Source organism: Pontibacterium sp. (assembly GCF_964228735.1).
Lineage (GTDB): Bacteria > Pseudomonadota > Gammaproteobacteria > Pseudomonadales > Balneatricaceae > Pontibacterium.
Window position 1 is genome coordinate 26919 of record NZ_CAXRBQ010000111.1, and the last position, 19871, is coordinate 46789.

Here is a 19871-nt window from a genome sequence, read left to right on the forward strand (position 1 = left end):
AGAACCGGTGCTGAGAGAGGGTTCGGATTAGGCTTAAGCCAGGAACAGGGTGCTGGCCAGCTCGTTGATACGTGGGTGCAGCTTTTCCAGGCGACGGTACTCGGCGCGCAGATCGCTGAAGCTGATGCCTAGCGCGTCGTTTTCCAGCGGGGTCAGACTGTCCGGCGTGGCCTCACCCAGCTGTTTGATCATTGCTTTGCTCAGGCGCAGTAGCTCCGGACCCTGCCACAGATCGTCCCGGTAGTGTGGATCGTTCTGGTGCGCCAGCACCCGGGTGATCGCATCCGGCAGTTGCCAGGTGGTACACAGCGCTTCAGCCGCAACCGCGTAGTCAAATCCACAGGTGCGGATCAGCGCTTCGCTGAGGCTGATGCCGCTATCCTCCAGTGTAAGCGTCAGCGCTGCCTGGGTCTCCTCCGGCATACTGTCGGCCAGCCAGAGCAATCCCAGGTTATGTAGCAGGCCCATGGTACGCATAGTTTGGTCACACAGGGGCTCGGGCAGTTGGTTGGAGCTGAGTCCGAACGCGGCCTCGGCAATCAGCATCGAATCCCGCCAGTACTGCACCGGCGAAAACAGCGGGCAGCGGTTGGGATTAAACGGCGCCGACACGATCAGCGCGATGCTGGTGCTACGCACGACGTTGAAGCCAAGGCGGGTGCAGGCATCGGGCAGGTTGGTGACTTCGCGGGCGGAACCGGCCCAGGCGGAGTTGGCCAGTGCGATCAGGCGTGCAGTGATAGTGGGGAAGCGCTCGATGACCGCTGCCAGCTGGTCAAACGGGATCGTATCGTCCGACAGTTGCTGCATCAGTGTGGCAGCCCCCGGCGAGATAACAGGCAGACGCAGGGTTTTACCCTGCAGGGTGAGCGCGTCGGTCATGCAGTTTAGTTTCCTTATTCAGCCAAATCGGCTGTGGATTCTTTCGGATAGAGTGATTGATCGCCCGACGGCAGTTCCAGCGCCGGAACCGGGTGACAGAAGTAATATCCCTGCACCAGATCACTGCCAACACCATGCAGAATGCGGGCTTGCTCCAGCGTTTCTACCCCCTCTGCGATTACCTTGGCACCAAATGCGTGTGCCGCACCGATAATCGTGCCAAGAAGGATAGCAGCCTCTGGCTGTTCTGCGAGTGGCGCAATAAACGATCGATCAATTTTGATGGTGTCGATCTCCAGCTGTTGCAGCAGCTGAAGTGACGAATAGCCGGTGCCAAAATCATCAACGGCTACATGTACACCCATGCGGCGCAGGGCTGTTGCATTGGCCTGGCCCGCCTGAGTTTGCAGGATACGGGTTTCGGTGATCTCCAGCTCCAGGTACTCCGGCGGCAGGCCGGAACGCAGCAGCGCATCCTTCACCGTTGGCAGCAGTTCCGGATCTTCAAAATGCAGCGGGGAGATATTCACCGCGATGGTAAAGCGCTCGCGGCCACTCTGGTACCACTGCATCGCCTGGGTGCAGGCAGTATTCAGCACCCACTCACCCAATGCATCAATGATGCGCAGGCGCTCGGCGGTTTCGATAAACTGCAGTGGCATGATCAACCCTTTTTCCGGGTGGCGCCAGCGTACCAGCGCTTCGACGCCTTTCAGCATGCCGGTCTGCAGGCAGATCTGAGGTTGGTAGTGCAACTCCAGCTCGTTGTGCTCGATGGCGTAGCGCAGGTCCTGCTCCATCTGCAGGCGCTCCATGGCCGCTTCGGTCATATGGGGCTGATAACAGGCGTAGCGGTGCTTGCCGGCAAACTTGGCGGAGTACATGGCACTGTCGGCCGCTTTCAGCAGGCTGTTGCAGTCTTCGCCATCTTCAGGAAAGTAAGCGATGCCGATACTGGCGCGTGGCATCACCGTACGCGGGCCCAGATCAACCGGATCGCTGATCTCCTGCAGGATACGCTGTGCGGCAGCCGGGGCCGAGTAATCGCCGGACAGGTCCTTGATCAGGATGCAGAATTCGTCGCCGCCCAAACGTGCGGCAAAGTCGGAGCCGCGCAACTGGGAACGCAGGCGACCCGCCACATGCTGTAGCAGGTAGTCGCCGGCATCGTGGCCCATGCTATCGTTTACGTCCTTGAAGCCGTCCAGGTCGATGTAGAAGATCGCCAGGCGGTTGTTCTGACGCTGAGCCAGCGTGATCTCGCGGTTGAGCTGCTCCATAAAGTTGGAACGGTTGGCCAGTGCGGTCAGAGAGTCGAAATAGGCCAGTCGCTGCATCTTCTCTTCAATCGCCATCTTGGCGGTGACATCGCGGGCCACGGCGAAGATCAGTTTTTCGTTCGGGGCTGCGGTGCCGCGCCAGCTCAACCAACGGTAATTGCCGTCATGGGTGCGGTAGCGGTTACGGAAGTCGGTGATGGTTTCACCGTTACGCAGGCCTTCCATAATCTGATTGGAACGTGACAGATCATCCGGGTGAATCAGTTGCTTGAGCGGGGTGTGCAGCAGGAACTCTTTATCGTGACCAAGACTGCTCACCCAGGCCGGGTTGATCTGCTTAAAGTAGCCGTCAAAACCGACCACGCAGAACATATCCACGGACATATCAAAGAAGGCATCGACTTCGCTCTCAGCGAACTTGAGTCGTTTGCGTGTATCCCGCGATGCCAGTCGGTCTTCCAGCAGGCGTGCCGCACCCATTCCAAGTGCCAGGCCCAACAGCATGATCAAAACCGGTGTGGCGTACTGATCCATCCATGAGAGCAACAGCGGCCTTTCGGCGGTCAGGTGCCAGTGGCGTCCTCCAACGGCGAAGGTGACCGAGGCTTTCAGTGGCGGCTGTTGATCAGCGTTGGTGTCCGCAGATTCAGACTGGTGTGGGCTGTAAAGCAGGTCGGCGGCATTGAGTTGCTTGGGATGAGCCAGTTCCGTACTGCCTGCATCGTACAGACTGAACTGCAGGTTGTTTTGGGTCTCTTCCTTGAGAATCTGCTGCAGTGCATAGCGGATGGTAAATCCGGCCGATATAAAACCGATATGGGCGTTACGCCGCTCCTGCAGGGTATCTGTTGGCATACCGGCCGCATAGATCGGGCTGAGCAGGAGCACACTCTTGATGCCGGTTTCCGCATCCTGTGACAGCACCACCGGGGCCGAGAGGATCGGGCGGCCACCATCAAGGGCGCGCTGGGCCGCGTATCGTCGGGCAGGCAGGGCCCAGAGATCAAAACCGTACACCTTGTCGTTGCCCGCCAGCGGTTCGACCAGGATAGCAGGGAAGTACTCCTCCCGATCTCCGTCCGGCTGGAGTTGGAACTGGGGGTATTTCAGGTGCTGTCGCTCCGGATCACTCGCCAGGCGTTTCTCCAGCAGGGGCAGATCTTCCGCCATCAGGCGTGGAGCATAAGCGATCGCCCGAACGGTGGGAAACTGCTTAAACAGGTCGGCGCTGTACAGGTAGTTATGGAATTCGTGTGCGCTCAGGCCCGGGTGTGTGGAGGCGAGGCCGCCGACACCGTTCACCGCCACAAAGATACGCTGCATCTGGGTCTGGATATGGCTGGCCAGCGCTTCGGTCTGGTAGCGGAAGTCGCGTTCGTGGTCGCTAGTCTGATAGCTGTAGGTGATGAGTGCGGCCCAAGCGGATGCCAATAGGAACAAGGCGACTACGGATAACTGGCGCAGAAACTTTGAACTAGGCATACAGCGAAACATCCTGCTTGTCGGTGAATAATACCTGGCTTGATCAGGCGCAAATGATTGGGTGAAATCTGCGCTATTTCTGGTATCGAGTCTACATCAAATGGGGGTAACCCCGCACGTTCCATTTGTAGCCGCAATCCTCAGACCTGATCTCAATCAGCTGTGGGCAGCCTGCGTCCCAGCGGCCAATGATGTGTTGGTGACAAAATACGCAGAAAAGCTGGTGCTGGCTATGGGATCGTGTATAATTTGCCGCCTTCTTGCCCCACTCCGGTATGGTATTCTGTCTTCGTATAGGACGCTCCGCCTGAGAAACAGCATGTTGTGAGCCTGAGAGTGCAGGTGTTGAAAGCTGTTTCAATAAATATCCGGTGAGAAGTATACGAACATTTATATAAGGGTTTTTAGCAATGGCTAAAGTATGCATGGTAACTGGTAAGCGTCCAGTAACCGGGAACAACGTTTCCCACTCTCAGCGTAAGACTCGTCGTCGTTTCCTGCCTAACCTGCACTGGCACCGTTTCTGGGTAGAAAGCGAAAACAAATTCGTACGCCTGCGTGTATCCTCTAAAGGTATGCGTATCATCGATAAAAAAGGTATCGATGTTGTTCTGGCTGACATCCGTGCCAACGGCATCAAAGTTTAAGGAGCTGGATCATGGCTAAAGGTACTGTTGATAAGATCAAACTGGTTTCCTCTGCGGGCACTGGTCACTTCTACACCACTACTAAGAACAAGCGTAACACTCCGGACAAGTTCGAATTCAAGAAATACGACCCGGTTGTTCGCAAACACGTGATCTACAAAGAAGCTAAAATCAAATAAGATTTTTCTTCTGATAAAAAACCCGGCCTTGGTCGGGTTTTTTTGTGCCTGCAAGACAGGAGCCGACGCCCGGGGTACGGGGCATATGAAAGACCGGTGGGTGGTTTGCGATGCGTGAAAGGGGAGGCTTGCGGCAAATAAAAAGGAGTGGATACAGCGCCACTCCTTTTTACAATTACTACTGACGCGACTTACTTCGCTTTTTTCAGCAGTTTTTTCAGTTTTTTCAGTTTGCCTTCATGCTTAGCGATTTTAGCCTGGCGTGCTTTGATGTCTTTCTTGACTGCTTTGACTTTAATCTTAGCCATGATTTAGAGCTCCTAGCGTGAGTTGTGTCATACATTGACAAAAGGCAGCTGAAACGACGCTTCAACTGCCGGAATCGGTACCATTCTCTGCGACAAAGGCGCGAATGAAACGACGTATCTCACGGGCAGCACTGGTATCCAGCTCTTCACACAACGAAACAAAGTTGTCTCGTTCCTGATCATTTATGCGAATGACCAGTTGGCTATTCTTCTTCGCTTTCTTCTTTTTTGTTCCAGTCATCTAATTCTGACCTCAGGCCGGTGTCCTTGCAGTGGCTAAAGAATAAAGCAAATCGTGCTGATACCCAATGCATATCGTTTGTACATCGAATGTATATACAGTTTTATAGCAATAGGTTTTTGATATTTCAAACCTTTCAGGCAAGTTTCATAAAACTGTAGTAAAGGTTGATTGATATTCAACCTGGGTGCTTTCCCAACATTCTCGCAATTCGGGTTTTGGCCTATATTGATGCTATTTGGCACCGGGAATCAGGGGTTAAGACGGGGCGTTAAAAATGGAGCTGGGACGTAAGTTAAAAGTCTACTATTTCACGGCGGTGTTCAGTGTGGCCTTCTCGTTGGTCGGGTTCAGTTACAACGCCTGGCGACTGGAGGTGACGGAAGACAACAGCAATATCCGTATGGCGGCGTTCGAGGTGCTGAACAACCTGTCGGAGCTTGAGCAACTGGTCTTTGCCGCACACTACGATCAGGACCAGGTTGCAGGTAATCCGCGCAAAGGCTGGGTCAAAGTGGGCCTGATACAGGACCTGAGCAGCCTGATCAGTCCCGAAGTGGGTAACAAAGCGGAGCAGTTACGTAAAACCTGGGGCGGAAGCTGGAATGCGCTGGGCCGTGACGATGATGCCGCTAACGCAGTCGTGGGTGAAATCGACGCGGTGCGGGCCGAGATCAAGATGGTGATCAAGGATCTGAAATAGGTACCAGGGTGGATCGGCCACTGGTACATGTAGGGCCAGAAAACTTAAAACAACGGGGAGGGAGTTTCGATGGTATTTAAGAAAGTAGGTATAGCGTTGGCTGCAGCGCTGATAAGTGGCCAGGCATTTTGGGTGCAGGCCGAAAATCATGGGCATAAGGCGGATGCACCCGCTTTTCGCACTACACCTGTAAGCGAGCAGGTGCTGTTACTGCAGGGGAAAGGCGGCAACATCGCGCTGTTGAAAGGTGATCAGGGGATGTTGCTGGTGGATGATGACTACCGCCACCTGTCGCCCGCACTGAAAGAGGAGCTGAACCGGCAGGGTGGCCTGGATGCTCTGACCTACGTGATCAACACCCATTGGCATGGTGACCATACCCAGGGCAACCTGGCGTTGGGTGAGCACGCCCGGATCGTCGCCCATGACAATGTGCGTACCCGACTGCTGACGCGGCAGGAGATCAAGCTGTTTAATATGGTGTCAGAGCCCTACCCGGAGTCGGCCGTTCCATCCCTTACCTACGACAGTACCCTGACACTGCATATGAACGGTGAAACGGTCAAACTGGTGCACTATCCGGGTGGGCATACCGACGGTGATACCGTGGTGTTCTTTGACGAAGCCAACGTGGTTCATACGGGCGATCACTTCTTTAACGGTTTCTTCCCCTTTGTGGATGTGGACAGCGGTGGCAACGTGCTGCAGATGGCCGACAACGTGAAGGCGATCCTGGACCGGATTAACGACGACACCAGGATCATTCCAGGGCACGGTCCATTGGCGAATAAAGCTGACCTGCAAGCGTTCCATGAGATGCTGGTGGGGACCGCTGCGGAAGTGAAAGCGATGAAGGACCAGGGTATGAACCTGGGGCAGATCCAGCTGAAAGGATTGAGCGATCGCTGGGATGCGTGGGCTGATGGTTTCCTCTCGACCCGGGTCTGGATCGGCATCGTATACGCCAGTCTTTGATCCGTTTACCCAGGCTGGCGTTCTGCTGGTCTGGGGGATTCCGCTTTCTCTCATCCAATACAAAGCCCTGGCTGGTACAATGCCCGTTCACCTTTCGCAACGGTAGCCGTATGACCTCCCGATCCTCCAAGGCTCAGTCCCATTCCCGAATAAAGGCCCGGACACAGCCACAAACAAAGCCATCTAAAGCCCAGTCCGGCAAGCCGGGTTTGCATCCGCGCAATCCACACTCGGGGCGTTACGACCTGCCAATATTGATTGAGGCCTGTCCCGAGCTGGAACCGTTTGTGGCCGAAAACCGGTTTGGTGACCTGTCGGTTGATTTTGCTGATCCTGCGGCGGTGAAAACTCTGAATAAAGCGCTGTTGATCCATCACTACGGTTTGCTGCATTGGGATATTCCGCCCGGTTATCTGTGCCCGCCGGTGCGGGGCGCGCCGACTATATCCACCACCTGGCAGATTTGCTGGCCCGTGACAACGGTGGCGAGGTTCCAACGGGACGTGGCATCCGGGGACTGGATATTGGTACCGGTGCCAACCTGATTTACCCGATTGTGGGTCATCGCAGCTACGGCTGGGGTTTTGTGGGGGCGGAGATCGACCCGGTTGCGTTGGCTTCTGCGAAGCTGATCAGCGAGGCGAACCCGGTATTGAAAGGTGCTATTCGTCTGCGTCAGCAGAAGCAACCGCAGCAGATTTTCAACGGTGTGATTAAGCGGGACGAGCTGTTTGACTTCAGCCTCTGTAATCCACCGTTCCATGCCTCCGCAGAGATCGCGGCCGCCGGAACCCGCCGTAAGCTGAAAAACCTGGGGCTGGAAAAGAACACGAAGGGCAAACCCACGCTGAACTTTGGCGGTCAGAACAACGAACTGTGGTGTCCGGGGGGCGAGTTGGCCTTTGTGCGTAGCATGGTGGAGGAAAGCCAGGCTTTTGCCGACCAGGTGTGCTGGTTTACCAGCCTGATCGCTAGCAGCGACAACCTGTCCCCCCTGAAAAAGGCACTCAAACAGGTAGGCGCAGTCTCTGTTGAGGTGATTCCAATGGGGCAGGGCAACAAGGTCAGCCGTATCCTGGCGTGGAGTTACCTGAGTGAGGACGACCGCTGGCAATGGGCGGCATCCCGCTAAAGATGCCGTCAGCCTGCGCGCTGTATCTCCGCACGGACCAGTTCACTTACCCGGACCAGGGCATTACGGATCTCGCTACTGCCATCGTAGACCGAGAAGTTAAGGCGGATGCAGTGGCGGTAGATCCCCTCGGTTGAAAACAGGCTACCCGGTGTGATGGCGATCTGCTCTGCCAACGCTTGTTGGTAGATGCGGTCGCCGTCACAGCCTTTGGGCAGTTCCAGCCAACACAGATAGCCGCCTTCCGGATGGGAATAGATCACCTCGCCGGGCATGTGGCGGTTCATATCTTCAGCAAACAGTTCCCAGCGTTGCTTATAGGTTCGCTTCACCCGGCGCAGGTGACGGGCAAAACGACGTTCGGCCATAAACTCCGCACAGGCCTCCTGGATCAGACCGGAGGAAGCCAGCGTGGTGACGTACTTGAAGTAGTTCACCTCCTCGTAGAACTTGCCGGGAATCACCCAACCCAAGCGGATATCGGTATCCAGTGTCTTGGAGAAGGAGCTGCACAGAATCACGCGACCATCGCGGTCCAGTGCCTTGAGGGGCGGTGCGCGGTGGCTCTGGTAGTTGAGTTCGCCAAACACGTCATCCTCGATGATTGGCAGCTGATACGGGGCGGTGAGTGCCATCAACTTTTCCTGATGGCTGCGCTGTACCTGAAAGCCCAGCGGATTATTGATATTGGGGTTGAGCAACAGGGCCTTGACCGGCCATGCCTTCAGCAGTTTTTCCAGCAAAGAGAGATTGATCCCCTCGCCGGGAATCGTGGGCACTTCCAACACTTTGAGTCCCAACGCTTCAATACACTGCAAGGTGCCGTAAAAGCTGGGTGATTCCACGGCGATGATGTCGCCGGGCTGGGCAACTGCGCGCAGACTCAGGCTGATCCCCTCCTGAGTGCCGTTGCAGATGATGATCTCCTGCGGCTGGCAGCTGAAGGCGGTCTCGCTAATATGGTGCGCCAACCGGGTACGCAGCAGGTCGCTGCCAGGTGGCGGCTGGTAATGGCTGATTGCAGGCTGGAAATGGGCGCGGGCCCGGGCGTTGCGCGCCACGGTTTTGTACAGCTGGGTACGCGCCGGAAAACGGGTGTCCGGGTCGGCACTGCCCAATGGTTGCAGGTCGGACTGGGAGGCCGCACGGATTACGTTCAGCGCCAATGCCCCCAATGTGACCGGGCGGGGGGTTGCCGACAACTCCGGCTGCGGCTGGTTGTGGCTGACAAAGAACCCCTGGCGAGAGCGTGGCTCGATCAGGCCCTCCGCTTCCAGCTGTTGGTAGGCATGGATCACGGTGTTTTTGCTCACTGCCAGGCGCTCGCTCAGGCTGCGCAGGGAGGGCAGGGGTTCGCCCGGACGCAGTTGGCTGCTTTCGATCTGCTCTCGCAGATGGTGGGTGACCTGTTCATAACGTTTCATGGGTACAGTAAGTCATTAATGTATATAAATGGCAATTAATTAGTGTCTGTACCCATGTTTTTAGATCGGTGCTGTGCCTTTAAAGCATCACGCGCAGCCCGTACATTGTCGGCTCAAATCAACAGATTCGCAGTGGATTGGGTTATGGGTGATTTACAGAAACGTTGGGTACAGGCGGTGCCCTTTGTGTTTGTCGTGCTCTGGAGTACCGGTTTTATCGGTGCCAAGTACGCCGGTCCCTATATCGAGCCGTTCCATGTCCTGCTGATCCGAATGCTGCTCACGCTGGTGGCCTTTGGTGCCCTGGCGCTGGTCTTGAAATCACGCTGGCCCTCGCCGGTTCAGGCGATGCACCAGATGGTGACCGGCTTTCTGGTCCACGCAACCTATCTGGGTGGTGTCTTTGCTGCCATTGAGTGGGGCATGCCGGCGGGGGTGACCTCGCTGATCATGGGCTTGCAGCCCCTGCTGACGGCGTTGATGAGCTGGCAGTTGATGGGCGAAAGCCTGCGCGCCAAGCAGTGGTTGGGTCTGGTGATTGGTTTTATCGGTGTAGCGCTGGTGCTGGCCTCCGGTGAACAAGGCGGTCAGTTTGAGGTGGAGTGGTCCACCATGAGTGCCGCCATTGCCGCGCTGGTGGCTATCTCCGTGGGTACGCTTTACCAGAAGCGCTTTGGTGGCGGTACCGACCTGATTACCGGGGCATTCTACCAGTACCTGATGACCGCAATCGCCATGGCAGTGCTGGCATTCAGTTTTGAAACCGGTCATATCGACTGGCAGCCTGAACTGATCGCGGCGTTGCTATGGATGGTGTTTGGTTTGTCGGTCAGCGCCATCCTGCTGTTGATGCTAATGATCCGTGAGGGGGAATCAGCCAAGGTGGCCAGTTACTTCTATCTGGTACCACCGCTGACGGCGATTGAGGCCTGGTTGTTGTTTGACGAGACCCTGAACCTGATGGGGATGCTGGCCATCGGCATCACCGTACTGGGGATCTACCTGGTGCTGCGCCGCGCCTGACGTTGTCATATAGATCGGGTATGATGGCCTGCCATTGTTCATTTCATGATCCATCATGCCCGAGTTACCTGAAGTAGAAACCACCCGGCGGGGCATCGAACCCCATGTGGTGGGGCGAAAAGTTTCCACTCTTGATGTACGCCAGCCCCGTTTGCGCTGGCCCGTTCCCGCTGAACTCAGTGCTCTGTTACCCGGCAAAACCGTAGAAGCAGTGAAGCGCCGTGGTAAATACCTGCTCCTGCAATTTGATTGTGGTTACCTGCTGGTACATCTTGGCATGTCCGGCAGCTTGCGCGTGGTGGAGCGCAGCAAAGAGCCCGGTAAACACGACCATGTGGATCTCTGCCTGAGTGACGGCAAGGCCCTACGCCTGACCGATCCGCGTCGCTTTGGCGCAGTACTGTGGCAGGATGCGGGCGAGGTGCACGAGCTGCTTGCTCACCTGGGTCCGGAACCGCTCAGCGATGACTTCGATGATCAGTACCTGCTGGCCAAAGCCAAAGGACGCAAGACAGCGATCAAAACCTTCCTGATGGACAGCAAGGTGGTAGTGGGTGTGGGGAACATCTACGCCAACGAAGCCCTGTTCGCCGCCGGTATCCATCCCAAGCGTGCTGCCGGTCAGATCTCGGCGACACGTATGAACCGTCTGGTGTACGAGGTCAAACGCGTGCTGGCAGCTGCAATCGAACAGGGCGGCACAACCTTGAAGGATTTTGTCGGTGGCGATGGTAAGCCGGGGTACTTCAAGCAACAACTGAACGTCTATGGCCGGGCAGGGGAGCCCTGCGTGAGCTGTAAGAAACCCTTAAAAGAGATTCGTCTGGGGCAGCGGTCTACGGTCTACTGTAGCCACTGTCAGCGCTAGGAAGTGAAACTATGAACGTACGTGTACGCCACGCGGCGCTGACGCAGGAAGGCAGCAAGGACCGGGAACGTCTGCGGGAAAAACTGCAGTTGCAGCCATGGCTGGAGAAACGTCAGGCCTTTCGGCTGGGCAGCGACGGTGTGCACTGTGAGTTGTATGAATATGACGTAGCAGCGCCAACGGTCATTTTCCTGCCGGGCATCGGAACCTACTGTGAGCTGTACGCCGAGATGCTGGGTAAGCTTAGCGCGCGTGGTTTCAACGTGGTGGGTATCGATCTGCCGGGGCACGGTTATTCCGGTGGGCCACGCGGCCTGTACACCGTGCCTCAGGTATGTGACTACGTTTCCCAGTTGATCGATCATCTGCAGCAGCGTTTTGATGGCCCGTTTGCGGTGTTTGGTTACTCCATCGGCGCATTGCTGGGGGTGGCGGCTGCGGAGCAGGATGAGCGTCTGGAAGCGGTCCTGTGCGGTACACTTCTGCTGCCGGATATCGCCCCGGATTTTGTGCATCAGATGGGCTGGCAGTGGACCCACGCCAGCGCCATGTTCTTCCCATACATGAAAGTGCCACTGCGGATGTTTGTCGACTTTGAACTGCTGCTGGCCAGTCATCCGGCCGGGGAGGAGATCAACAACGACCCGCTGGTGGTGTTCGACTACCCGCTGCGCACCCTCTCCAGTGTCTTTTCCCAGACCTGCGGCGTGCTGAAACAGGCGTATCCGTTTAAGAGTGCAATCATCCATGGCGACCGTGATGAAGTGTTGCCGCTGATGTACTCAAAACGGGTGGTGGAGCAGTGTAAACACCCGTTTGAACTGCTGGAAATGGAACGATGCGGCCACATGGTGCCCTGGCTGCGTACCGACAAACTGGTCGATGTCGCCGCTAACTGGTTGTTGGAAAACCTGTAATCAAAGCGTAAAAAGGGTTTCACCGGACTGTCACCTGCGTGGACCACACTGCTCACCAAATATCCAAGGTTATATTTGGTGGCAGCCATGAATACCCTGCGTAAAATTACCAGCTACGACGCCGTTGCTTTCTACTGGTGTCACGGCTTCACCCAGTTGCCACGCCTGGCAACCATCAGTCGCCTGATCTCCCGTCTGGGTGATGGTGGTCTGTATCTGGCGCTTGGTCTCTCTCTGGCGCTGCTGGAAGTGCAGGACGGAGAAACGTTCCTGATGGCAGGCCTGCTGGCTTTCGCAATCGAGCTGCCGCTTTATCTGATTCTTAAGAACACCATCAAACGGGACCGTCCTTGTCACCGTTTCGATAACTTCGACGCGTTCATTGTACCGTCTGACAAGTTCAGCTTCCCGTCCGGCCACGCTGCTGCCGCTTTTGTGTTTGCGACTGTCTTCAGCCACTTCTACCCATCCATGCTGGAACTGAGCTATAGCATCGCCGTGCTGATCGGCCTGTCCCGCGTGATGTTGGGGGTGCACTACCCAACCGATATCGCTGCCGGTGCCGTGCTGGGTGTAAGCAGTGCGGTAGTGGCACTGAGCCTTTACGGAATCTGATCGCATGCGAGTTCTCTACGGGGTACAGGCGACAGGTAATGGGCATATTACCCGTGCGCGCGTGATGGCGCCGGCGCTGAAAGCGGCCGGTGTGGACGTGGACTACCTGTTCAGCGGCCGCCCGGCGGATCAGCTGTTCAACATGGAGCCATTTGGCGATTACCAGACGCGTGAGGGACTCACCTTCGTCCAGCGCGACGGTCAGGTAAAGGTCTGGGATACCCTGCGTAAGAACAATGTTCTGCGCTGCTGGCGCGATGCCAAGGCTTTAGACCTGAGCGGTTACGACCTGGTGATCACCGATTTTGAGCCGGTCACTGCCTGGGCGGCTAAACGCAAAGGTGTGCGGTCCGTGGGGATCGCGCACCAGTATGCACTTTGTTACCCGATCCCGGGTCATAACCACCATGTGCTTTCCCGCCTGATCCAGCTGTTTGCGCCGGCCAAGACCGCCATCGGTGTGCACTGGCACCACTATGACTACCCGGTCCTGCCGCCGCTGATCCAGCCACCGCTGTTTGAGCCATCGCTAGAGCAGGACAAAGTGCTGGTCTACCTGCCGGTGAATCCGATTGAGGAGCTGGAAGCCCGTTTTGCCGGGATCTCCGATTACCGTTTCTATATCTACTGCGCCATCGACGAGCCGTATCAGCGCGACAACCTCTACTTCATGCCGTTCTCCCGTGAAGGTTTCCAGCGGGATCTCTCCAGCTGCAACGGCGTGGTGACCAACTGCGGTTTTGGCCTGATCAGCGAAGCACTGCAGTTGGGTAAAAAGATCTTCTCCATGCCGGTTAAGGGACAGGTAGAGCAGCAGTCCAACGCCCATGTACTGGATGAGCTGGGGTTGGCAACCATCGCCAAGGATTTTGACAAGGAACTGCTCTTTGACTGGCTGGAACTGCCGCAGCCCGAGCCACGCCTGAACCCGGATGTGGCTGGTCAGCTGGCACAGTGGATTGCCTGTGGCTGTGGCGAAAGTGCCGATGTGCTGGCGAAGCGCTTGTGGAAGAATGAGGCGGACGTCGAGGTCGGCGTGTGAAACGGTGCATTTGCCCCAAGCGATAGAGAGCTGGCACAATGCCGGCTTCTTTTCTTTCCGGGCCTCCAAATCTACCGCCTATGTTATCCGGTGTACTCTACGGCTTTGCTGCTGCCCTGATGCAGTCGATCTCCTACGTCTTTTCTGCACAGTTTATCCTGCAGCACAGGGCAACCCCGCTGACCCTGCTGATCCTGATGCATCTGGTGCTGGGGGGCGTGTGTCTGGTGATCCTGCCGTTTCTCTGGCACCCCAAACTGTTGAGTGTAGGTGACTATATTGGGCCGTTGCTCTGCACTACGCTTTTCTATTGTGTGGGGCAGATCTCCCTGTTTAAGGCGATCCGTGCCTCGGAAGCGTCGCGGGTCAGCCCGTTGTTGGGGCTTAAGGTGCTGGTCCTGGCGGCGATGGGGCTGCTCTGGTTTGGCGACAGCTATCAGTTGGTGCAATGGCTGGCGATCGGTTTGTGTGCGTTGGGAGCGGTCTGGCTGAGTGCCAGTGGTGGCCGTATCAGCCTTTCGGCCCTGGGGTGGGTGGTGCTAGCCTGTGTTGGTTATGCGCTGTCGGACCTTTCGATCCTCTATACCATGCGCAGTCTGGAACCGCTTTCGCTGATCCATGCCGCCGCCGTGGGCGTGTGCCTCTGTTACATGATCTGTGGTGTGCTCAGCCTGTTGTTCTATCCCGGATTGAAGGACAAGCAGCTGCTGGCTCAAAGCGCGCCGTCGGCGTTGACCTGGCTGTTGGCAATGGTATTCCTGTTTGCCTGCTTTGCAGAGATTGGTGTGGTGTTTGGTAGCATCGTGCAGTCCAGTCGGGGGCTGATCTCGATCTTCCTGGGTGCCTTTTTGACCTGGGTGGGTTTCAAATATGCGGAGAAGATGCCCGCGCGTTCGGTCTTTATGCAGCGTTTTGCCGCGTCGACCCTGATGTTGGTTGCGATCGCGATGTTTTCGCTGGGGGCAGAGGGGTAATCAATTGCCGAACGGCAGAAAAAGTTAAGGGGGCGCTCAGTTCCCTTGAGACACCCCCTCATTGGCTTCCATTTTCCATGCGATCGGTTGTTCAAATCCGGTTAGGGGATTTCAACCACCTGGCTTCCAGCCGCGGCATCATGCCTTCCCTTTCGCTTGTCTAGGCCTTCCTTGTTATTCATTCCATGAACAGGAGATCCACAAGACGCATTATGCTGATACGACAGGCTGGGATATATAGGAAAAATTCCTAATTTTCAGGTGATTAGACTTAAGTCTTAGAAGGCGGCTGGAGAGGTCGTGTAAAAGGGGCAAGGCCAGAAACGAAAAAGGGCGCCTCGATCCGTCGAAGCGCCCTTCATTGGCAATCCTAATCCGTGCAGTAAATCCTTGAGCGTCCAGCCAGCGGCATCCTGCCAGTCCGTCCTGCTTTCCTATGCCATCCGATGTATTCGTTCCATGAACAGGAGATCCACGAGACTTATTATGGCTCGGAGGTACCTAGGTTGATATAGGAAAAATTCTTAATTTTTCCTGTGTTTTGATCAATAAGGCATAAGGAATTGTGGTTCTAATGCCTCTAGGTTATTTAAACAGGTATTTGTATTGAATTATTTCATATCCGTCATTTTTCTTAGTGCAGTGCGATAAGGCGAGCCCTGCTGGAGGCTGCAGAGCAGAAATTCACATCTATCGCTTCGGAGCTGTATTCATAGAGCGTTACACCAGTGTGTTTGGTACAGAGTCATTCCCGGAATCTGGACCTATACGCAGCTGTTTGCATTGAAATATGCTGGCAGAGTGGACAAGCCTGGTGGGTGACACATACACTTAGTGCTTAATGTCTTGGTCGGGGTGCCCCTGCAGTTGCAAGGGCTGAGAGTAAACCCGCTGAACCTGATCCGGTTAACGCCGGCGTAGGAAATCGAGATTGATAATGTATTTGGCAAACCATTTTTCAGGCAGCTGCGTAGCCTTCCGAACTGATCAGGAGGTGCGTTGATGTCCCACTCTTCCCATACCCCTATCGCCCTGACCATCGCGGGTTCCGACTCTGGTGGTGGCGCGGGTATTCAGGCCGATCTTAAAGCGTTTTCGGCGCTGGGCGCTTATGGCGCGTCGGTCATTACAGCGCTGACCGCGCAAAATACCCGTGAAGTACGTGCGATTCATCCGGTTCCGGTGCCGTTTATCCTGCAGCAGCTGGAGACCGTTTTTGACGACCTTAACGTTAACGCGGTGAAAACCGGCATGCTGGGTGATGCCAGTATTGTTTCGGCGGTGGCCGAATTCCTACGTGGCCAACCTCAGGTCAAACTGGTGGTTGATCCAGTCATGCTCTCCAAAGGTGGTGATGCGCTGCTGCGGGCCGATGCGGTATCCGCACTAGTATCAGAACTGATCCCACTGGCGACCCTGATTACACCGAACCTACCGGAAGCGGCTGCGATTCTGGACTGTAATGAACCGGAAGATCTGGCGGGTATGGAACAGATGGCGCGGGATCTGAAAGCGCTGGGGCCTGACGCGGTGCTGCTGAAAGGTGGGCACCTCAATAACAGCGAGCAGAGCCCGGATATCTTCTTTGACGGTGAGCAGTGCATCACGCTGAACACCAAACGAATCAACACAAAAAATACCCATGGTACGGGATGTACATTAGCGTCTGCGATCGCCGCACTGCTGGCGAAGGGTGAGCTGCCGTTAGCGGCAGTAGAGCAGGCCAAGCAGTATATTTCCGATGCAATCGCGGTAGCCGATACGCTTGAGGTGGGCAGTGGTCATGGACCGGTGCATCACTTCCATGCGTTTTGGCAGCATTGATTGGCAGACAGGGTGCAATAACGAAAAGCAAGCAGGCGACTTATGGCAGATAATATGAAACATCTCAGTGAAAGTGCACAGGTGGACGGCAACTCCGTTCAGCCGTTTCCAAAATCCCGCAAGGTTTATGTTGAGGGCAGCCGTCCGGACATCCGTGTACCGATGCGTGAGATTACCCTGGATGACACACCTACCGGTTTCGGTGGCGAGCAGAACGATCCGCTGTATGTTTACGACACCTCTGGTCCGTACACCGATCCGGAAGCGTCCATCGACATCCGTAAGGGTCTGGCACCGCTGCGTGAGAAGTGGATTCTGGAGCGTGAAGACACCGAACAACTGGACGGTATGACCTCCGAGTACGGCCGTGCGCGTGAAGCGGACCTGCGCCTGGATCATCTGCGTTTCGACCTGCAGCGTAAACCACGCCGTGCTGCACCGGGTAAGAACGTAACCCAGCTGCACTATGCACGTCAGGGCATCATCACCCCTGAGATGGAATACATCGCAATCCGCGAAAACATGAAGCTGGCGAAAGCCAAAGCGGAAGGCAACGTGGTTGCCCAGCAGCACCCGGGCCACAACTTCGGTGCGTACCTGCCGGAAGAGATCACGCCGGAATTCGTACGTAAAGAAGTGGCGGAAGGTCGCGCGATCATCCCTTGTAACATCAACCACCCGGAACTGGAGCCGATGATCATCGGTCGTAACTTCCTGGTGAAGATCAACGGTAACATCGGTAACTCCGCAGTAACTTCCTCCATCGAAGAGGAAGTGGAGAAGATGACCTGGGGTACCCGTTGGGGTGCGGACACCATCATGGACCTGTCCACCGGTGACAACATCCACGAGACCCGTGAGTGGATCCTGCGTAACTCCCCAGTGCCAATCGGTACCGTACCGATCTACCAGGCGCTGGAGAAAGTGAAAGGTGTTGCAGAAGACCTGAACTGGGAAGTATTCCGTGACACCCTGATCGAACAGGCTGAGCAGGGTGTGGACTACTTCACCATCCACGCCGGTGTACTGCTGCGTTACGTGCCGCTGACCGCTAAGCGTATGACCGGTATCGTATCCCGTGGTGGTTCCATCATGGCGAAATGGTGCCTGGCGCACCACAAAGAGAACTTCCTCTACACCCACTTCGAAGAGATCTGTCAGATATGTAAAGACTACGACGTGGCGTTCTCCCTGGGTGATGGCCTGCGTCCGGGTTCCGTGTACGATGCCAACGACGAAGCACAGTTTGCCGAGCTGGAAACCCTGGGTGAGCTGACCAAGATCGCCTGGAAGCACGACGTACAGGTTATGATCGAAGGTCCGGGTCACGTGCCGATGCACATGATCAAAGAGAACATGGACAAGCAGCTGAAGGAGTGTCACGAAGCTCCGTTCTACACGCTTGGCCCACTGACCACCGATATTGCACCGGGTTACGACCACATCACCTCCGGTATCGGTGCGGCGATGATCGGTTGGTACGGCTGTGCCATGCTCTGCTACGTAACACCAAAAGAGCACCTGGGTCTGCCGAACAAAGACGACGTGAAGACCGGTATCATCACCTACAAGATCGCTGCCCACGCGGCTGACCTGGCAAAAGGTCACCCGGGTGCACAGATCCGTGATAACGCGATGTCCAAGGCACGTTTCGAGTTCCGTTGGGAAGACCAGTTCAACATCGGTCTGGATCCGGACACTGCCCGTGCCTACCACGACGAGACCCTGCCAAAAGAGTCTGCAAAAGTGGCGCACTTCTGCTCCATGTGTGGACCGAAGTTCTGCTCCATGAAGATCTCTCAGGAGGTGCGTGAGCTGGACGACGAGCAGGTTGCTGCGATCAATGCGCAGGCGGAAGAAGGGATGCAGGCCAAGTCGGCTGAGTTCAAGGAAACCGGCGCTGAGATTTACCACAAAGTGTAAATCGTTCTATCGCACTAAAAGCAAAAAAGCCGCCCGAATGGGCGGCTTTTTTGTGTGTGGATCTCCCATCATGTCCGTACGGGGAGAATTCGTTATCGCAATATTACAGCTGAGCGACGGGGCGATTATGTTTCAGTGAATTTGGCTTTACAACAGATTTCGGTAAACGGCTGTTTGAAAAGTAAGCTTTTCAGAAATTAGTAGTAGAAATAACGTTCAAAATCGGAGTCACTGAAAATTTTTGGCAACTTCGCAGAAGTATCGAATTAAATGCCGCAGATTGCAGGCTTTTACTGCCATTGGGAGAAGCTGGATGGCGAGTGAGTTTCCGTATTTAGCACGTGGAAACTGTCGATCATTCAATAAACCATCAAGCACATGAGTGAACGTTTAATCGTTTAAGGTGCCTATTATTGAGTTGAATTAAGCCGATACACTAAAGCGCTTGATAACCAAGCCGAGATTTAAAGCAGTGCGATATTAAACTTTTTCGGCAGCCCGGCAGGGCGGCCAATAAAAGAATCAGGAGTAGTGATGTTTTGGCGAAGAAAACCTGCACCGGTTGAGCAGCATCAACATGCACAGGGACTGCTGACAACACTGTATGTGATGGCGGCGATGGTGGAGGCACGTGATCCCTACACCGGCGGTCATCTGTGGCGTGTGAGCCAGTACAGCCGTCTGGTGGCGGAAAAACTCGGATTACCGGCTGCCGATATTGCCCGCATCGGCCTTGGCGCCTTCCTGCACGATCTGGGTAAAGTGGGCGTACCGGATGAGATTCTGCGTAAACCGGGTCGTCTTACCGATGAAGAGTACGATGTGATCAAAGCACACCCCGAGGTAGGGATGCGTGTGCTGGCGGGTCACCCGCTCAGCGGCCTGGTGGAAGCAGCAGTATTGGCCCACCATGAAACGCCGGATGGACGGGGTTATCCACAGGGACTGTCGGATGCGGAGATTCCGGACGATGCCCGTATCGTTGGGGTCTGTGATGCATTTGATGCGATGACCAGTCATCGTCCCTACCGCGCGGGTATGCCGGTGGAAAAAGCGCTGAATATTATCGAAGAGAATATGGGACGTCAGTTTGATCGGGCAGCGGCCACTGCGTTGTTGGAACTGGCAGGTAGCGGTGAACTGGACCCGATTCTGGGACATACCGATGACGGGATTCCGTTGCAGGACTGTCCTGCCTGTGGCCCGACCATCGTTGTGCGGCGTGATCAGCAGGCCGGTGATCTGAGTTGTTGCCGCAGCTGTGGCGCCGAGGTCAGTGTGGTTGAGCAAGCAGGTAAACTGGCCATCACACCAACCGGACAGCTGGCGACAAAAGCGGCCTTGGCGCCGGAAGCGGATGACGCGCTGATCAACGCGCTGGTGGAATCGGTGATCGCCCATCTGGAGCTGCCAGAAAACCTATAGCCTGGGT

The 19871-nt window shown here is 55.7% G+C and carries 17 protein-coding genes, 1 pseudogene and 1 riboswitch; of the genes and pseudogenes, 14 read left to right on the forward strand and 4 right to left on the reverse strand.

Translation table 11 applies throughout. From position 1 onward, the window contains the following. Positions 1-33: 33 nt before the first annotated feature. Together ACEQ15_RS12635 and ACEQ15_RS12640 are read right to left on the reverse strand one after the other, a co-directional pair. Positions 34-882 (reverse strand): HDOD domain-containing protein, encoded by an 849-nt coding sequence (locus tag ACEQ15_RS12635; RefSeq protein WP_370279552.1) that lies wholly within the window; start codon positions 880-882, stop codon positions 34-36. 14 nt (positions 883-896) lie between these two features. After that, entirely contained in the window at positions 897-3644 is a 2748-nt protein-coding gene (locus ACEQ15_RS12640) for an EAL domain-containing protein (protein WP_370279553.1), read from the reverse strand. Between the two features lie 410 nt (positions 3645-4054). Between ACEQ15_RS12640 and rpmB the strand changes: the two genes are divergently transcribed. Both rpmB and rpmG read left to right on the forward strand, forming a co-directional pair. Further along, positions 4055-4291, forward strand: a complete 237-nt coding sequence (rpmB, locus tag ACEQ15_RS12645; protein ID WP_282354370.1) for a 50S ribosomal protein L28 — start codon at positions 4055-4057, stop codon at positions 4289-4291. An 11-nt stretch (positions 4292-4302) separates the two neighbouring features. Then, on the forward strand, positions 4303-4470 hold the full coding sequence (gene rpmG, locus ACEQ15_RS12650; RefSeq protein WP_282354367.1) for a 50S ribosomal protein L33: 168 nt from the start codon (positions 4303-4305) through the stop codon (positions 4468-4470). Between the two features lie 369 nt (positions 4471-4839). On the opposite strand, the gene ACEQ15_RS12655 is transcribed toward rpmG, so the two are convergent. After that, positions 4840-5019, reverse strand: coding sequence for a hypothetical protein (locus ACEQ15_RS12655; protein WP_370279554.1), 180 nt, complete (start codon positions 5017-5019; stop codon positions 4840-4842). A gap of 277 nt (positions 5020-5296) precedes the next feature. Between ACEQ15_RS12655 and ACEQ15_RS12660 the strand changes: the two genes are divergently transcribed. The 3 genes and pseudogenes from ACEQ15_RS12660 to rlmF all read left to right on the forward strand — a co-directional run bounded on the left by ACEQ15_RS12660 (position 5297) and on the right by rlmF (position 7829). Further along, complete coding sequence (locus tag ACEQ15_RS12660) at positions 5297-5722, forward strand: hypothetical protein (RefSeq protein ID WP_370279555.1); 426 nt, start codon at positions 5297-5299, stop codon at positions 5720-5722. 69 nt (positions 5723-5791) lie between these two features. Beyond that, positions 5792-6697, forward strand: a complete 906-nt coding sequence (locus tag ACEQ15_RS12665; protein WP_370279556.1) for an MBL fold metallo-hydrolase — start codon at positions 5792-5794, stop codon at positions 6695-6697. Positions 6698-6807: 110 nt separating this feature from the next. Next, a pseudogene (gene rlmF / locus ACEQ15_RS12670) lies at positions 6808-7829 on the forward strand (23S rRNA (adenine(1618)-N(6))-methyltransferase RlmF). 8 nt (positions 7830-7837) lie between these two features. Here the strand turns inward: rlmF and ACEQ15_RS12675 are convergent. Continuing rightward, the gene (locus ACEQ15_RS12675) at positions 7838-9253 is read right to left on the reverse strand and encodes a PLP-dependent aminotransferase family protein (protein ID WP_370279557.1); all 1416 of its coding nucleotides are present in this window, start codon (positions 9251-9253) and stop codon (positions 7838-7840) included. 144 nt (positions 9254-9397) lie between these two features. Between ACEQ15_RS12675 and ACEQ15_RS12680 the strand changes: the two genes are divergently transcribed. The 9 genes from ACEQ15_RS12680 to ACEQ15_RS12720 all read left to right on the forward strand — a co-directional run bounded on the left by ACEQ15_RS12680 (position 9398) and on the right by ACEQ15_RS12720 (position 19864). Next, the gene (locus tag ACEQ15_RS12680) at positions 9398-10276 is read left to right on the forward strand and encodes a DMT family transporter (protein ID WP_370279558.1); all 879 of its coding nucleotides are present in this window, start codon (positions 9398-9400) and stop codon (positions 10274-10276) included. Between the two features lie 55 nt (positions 10277-10331). Next, positions 10332-11144, forward strand: a complete 813-nt coding sequence (mutM, locus tag ACEQ15_RS12685) for a bifunctional DNA-formamidopyrimidine glycosylase/DNA-(apurinic or apyrimidinic site) lyase (protein WP_370279559.1) — start codon at positions 10332-10334, stop codon at positions 11142-11144. 11 nt (positions 11145-11155) lie between these two features. Next, on the forward strand, positions 11156-12061 hold the full coding sequence (locus tag ACEQ15_RS12690; protein ID WP_370279560.1) for an alpha/beta hydrolase: 906 nt from the start codon (positions 11156-11158) through the stop codon (positions 12059-12061). A gap of 87 nt (positions 12062-12148) precedes the next feature. Next, a complete protein-coding gene (locus tag ACEQ15_RS12695; protein ID WP_370279577.1) occupies positions 12149-12676 on the forward strand; it encodes a phosphatase PAP2 family protein in 528 nt (175 codons plus the stop codon). 4 nt (positions 12677-12680) lie between these two features. Continuing rightward, positions 12681-13718 (forward strand): MJ1255/VC2487 family glycosyltransferase, encoded by a 1038-nt coding sequence (locus tag ACEQ15_RS12700; protein WP_370279561.1) that lies wholly within the window; start codon positions 12681-12683, stop codon positions 13716-13718. An 80-nt stretch (positions 13719-13798) separates the two neighbouring features. Beyond that, positions 13799-14692, forward strand: coding sequence for an EamA family transporter (locus tag ACEQ15_RS12705; RefSeq protein ID WP_370279562.1), 894 nt, complete (start codon positions 13799-13801; stop codon positions 14690-14692). Between the two features lie 841 nt (positions 14693-15533). Then, a riboswitch (TPP riboswitch) is annotated at positions 15534-15633 on the forward strand. Between the two features lie 61 nt (positions 15634-15694). Beyond that, complete coding sequence (thiD, locus tag ACEQ15_RS12710) at positions 15695-16516, forward strand: bifunctional hydroxymethylpyrimidine kinase/phosphomethylpyrimidine kinase (RefSeq protein WP_370279563.1); 822 nt, start codon at positions 15695-15697, stop codon at positions 16514-16516. Positions 16517-16558: 42 nt separating this feature from the next. Next, the gene (gene thiC / locus ACEQ15_RS12715) at positions 16559-18439 is read left to right on the forward strand and encodes a phosphomethylpyrimidine synthase ThiC (protein WP_370279564.1); all 1881 of its coding nucleotides are present in this window, start codon (positions 16559-16561) and stop codon (positions 18437-18439) included. Positions 18440-18973: 534 nt separating this feature from the next. Further along, positions 18974-19864, forward strand: a complete 891-nt coding sequence (locus ACEQ15_RS12720; RefSeq protein WP_370279565.1) for an HD-GYP domain-containing protein — start codon at positions 18974-18976, stop codon at positions 19862-19864. Positions 19865-19871: the final 7 nt, after the last annotated feature.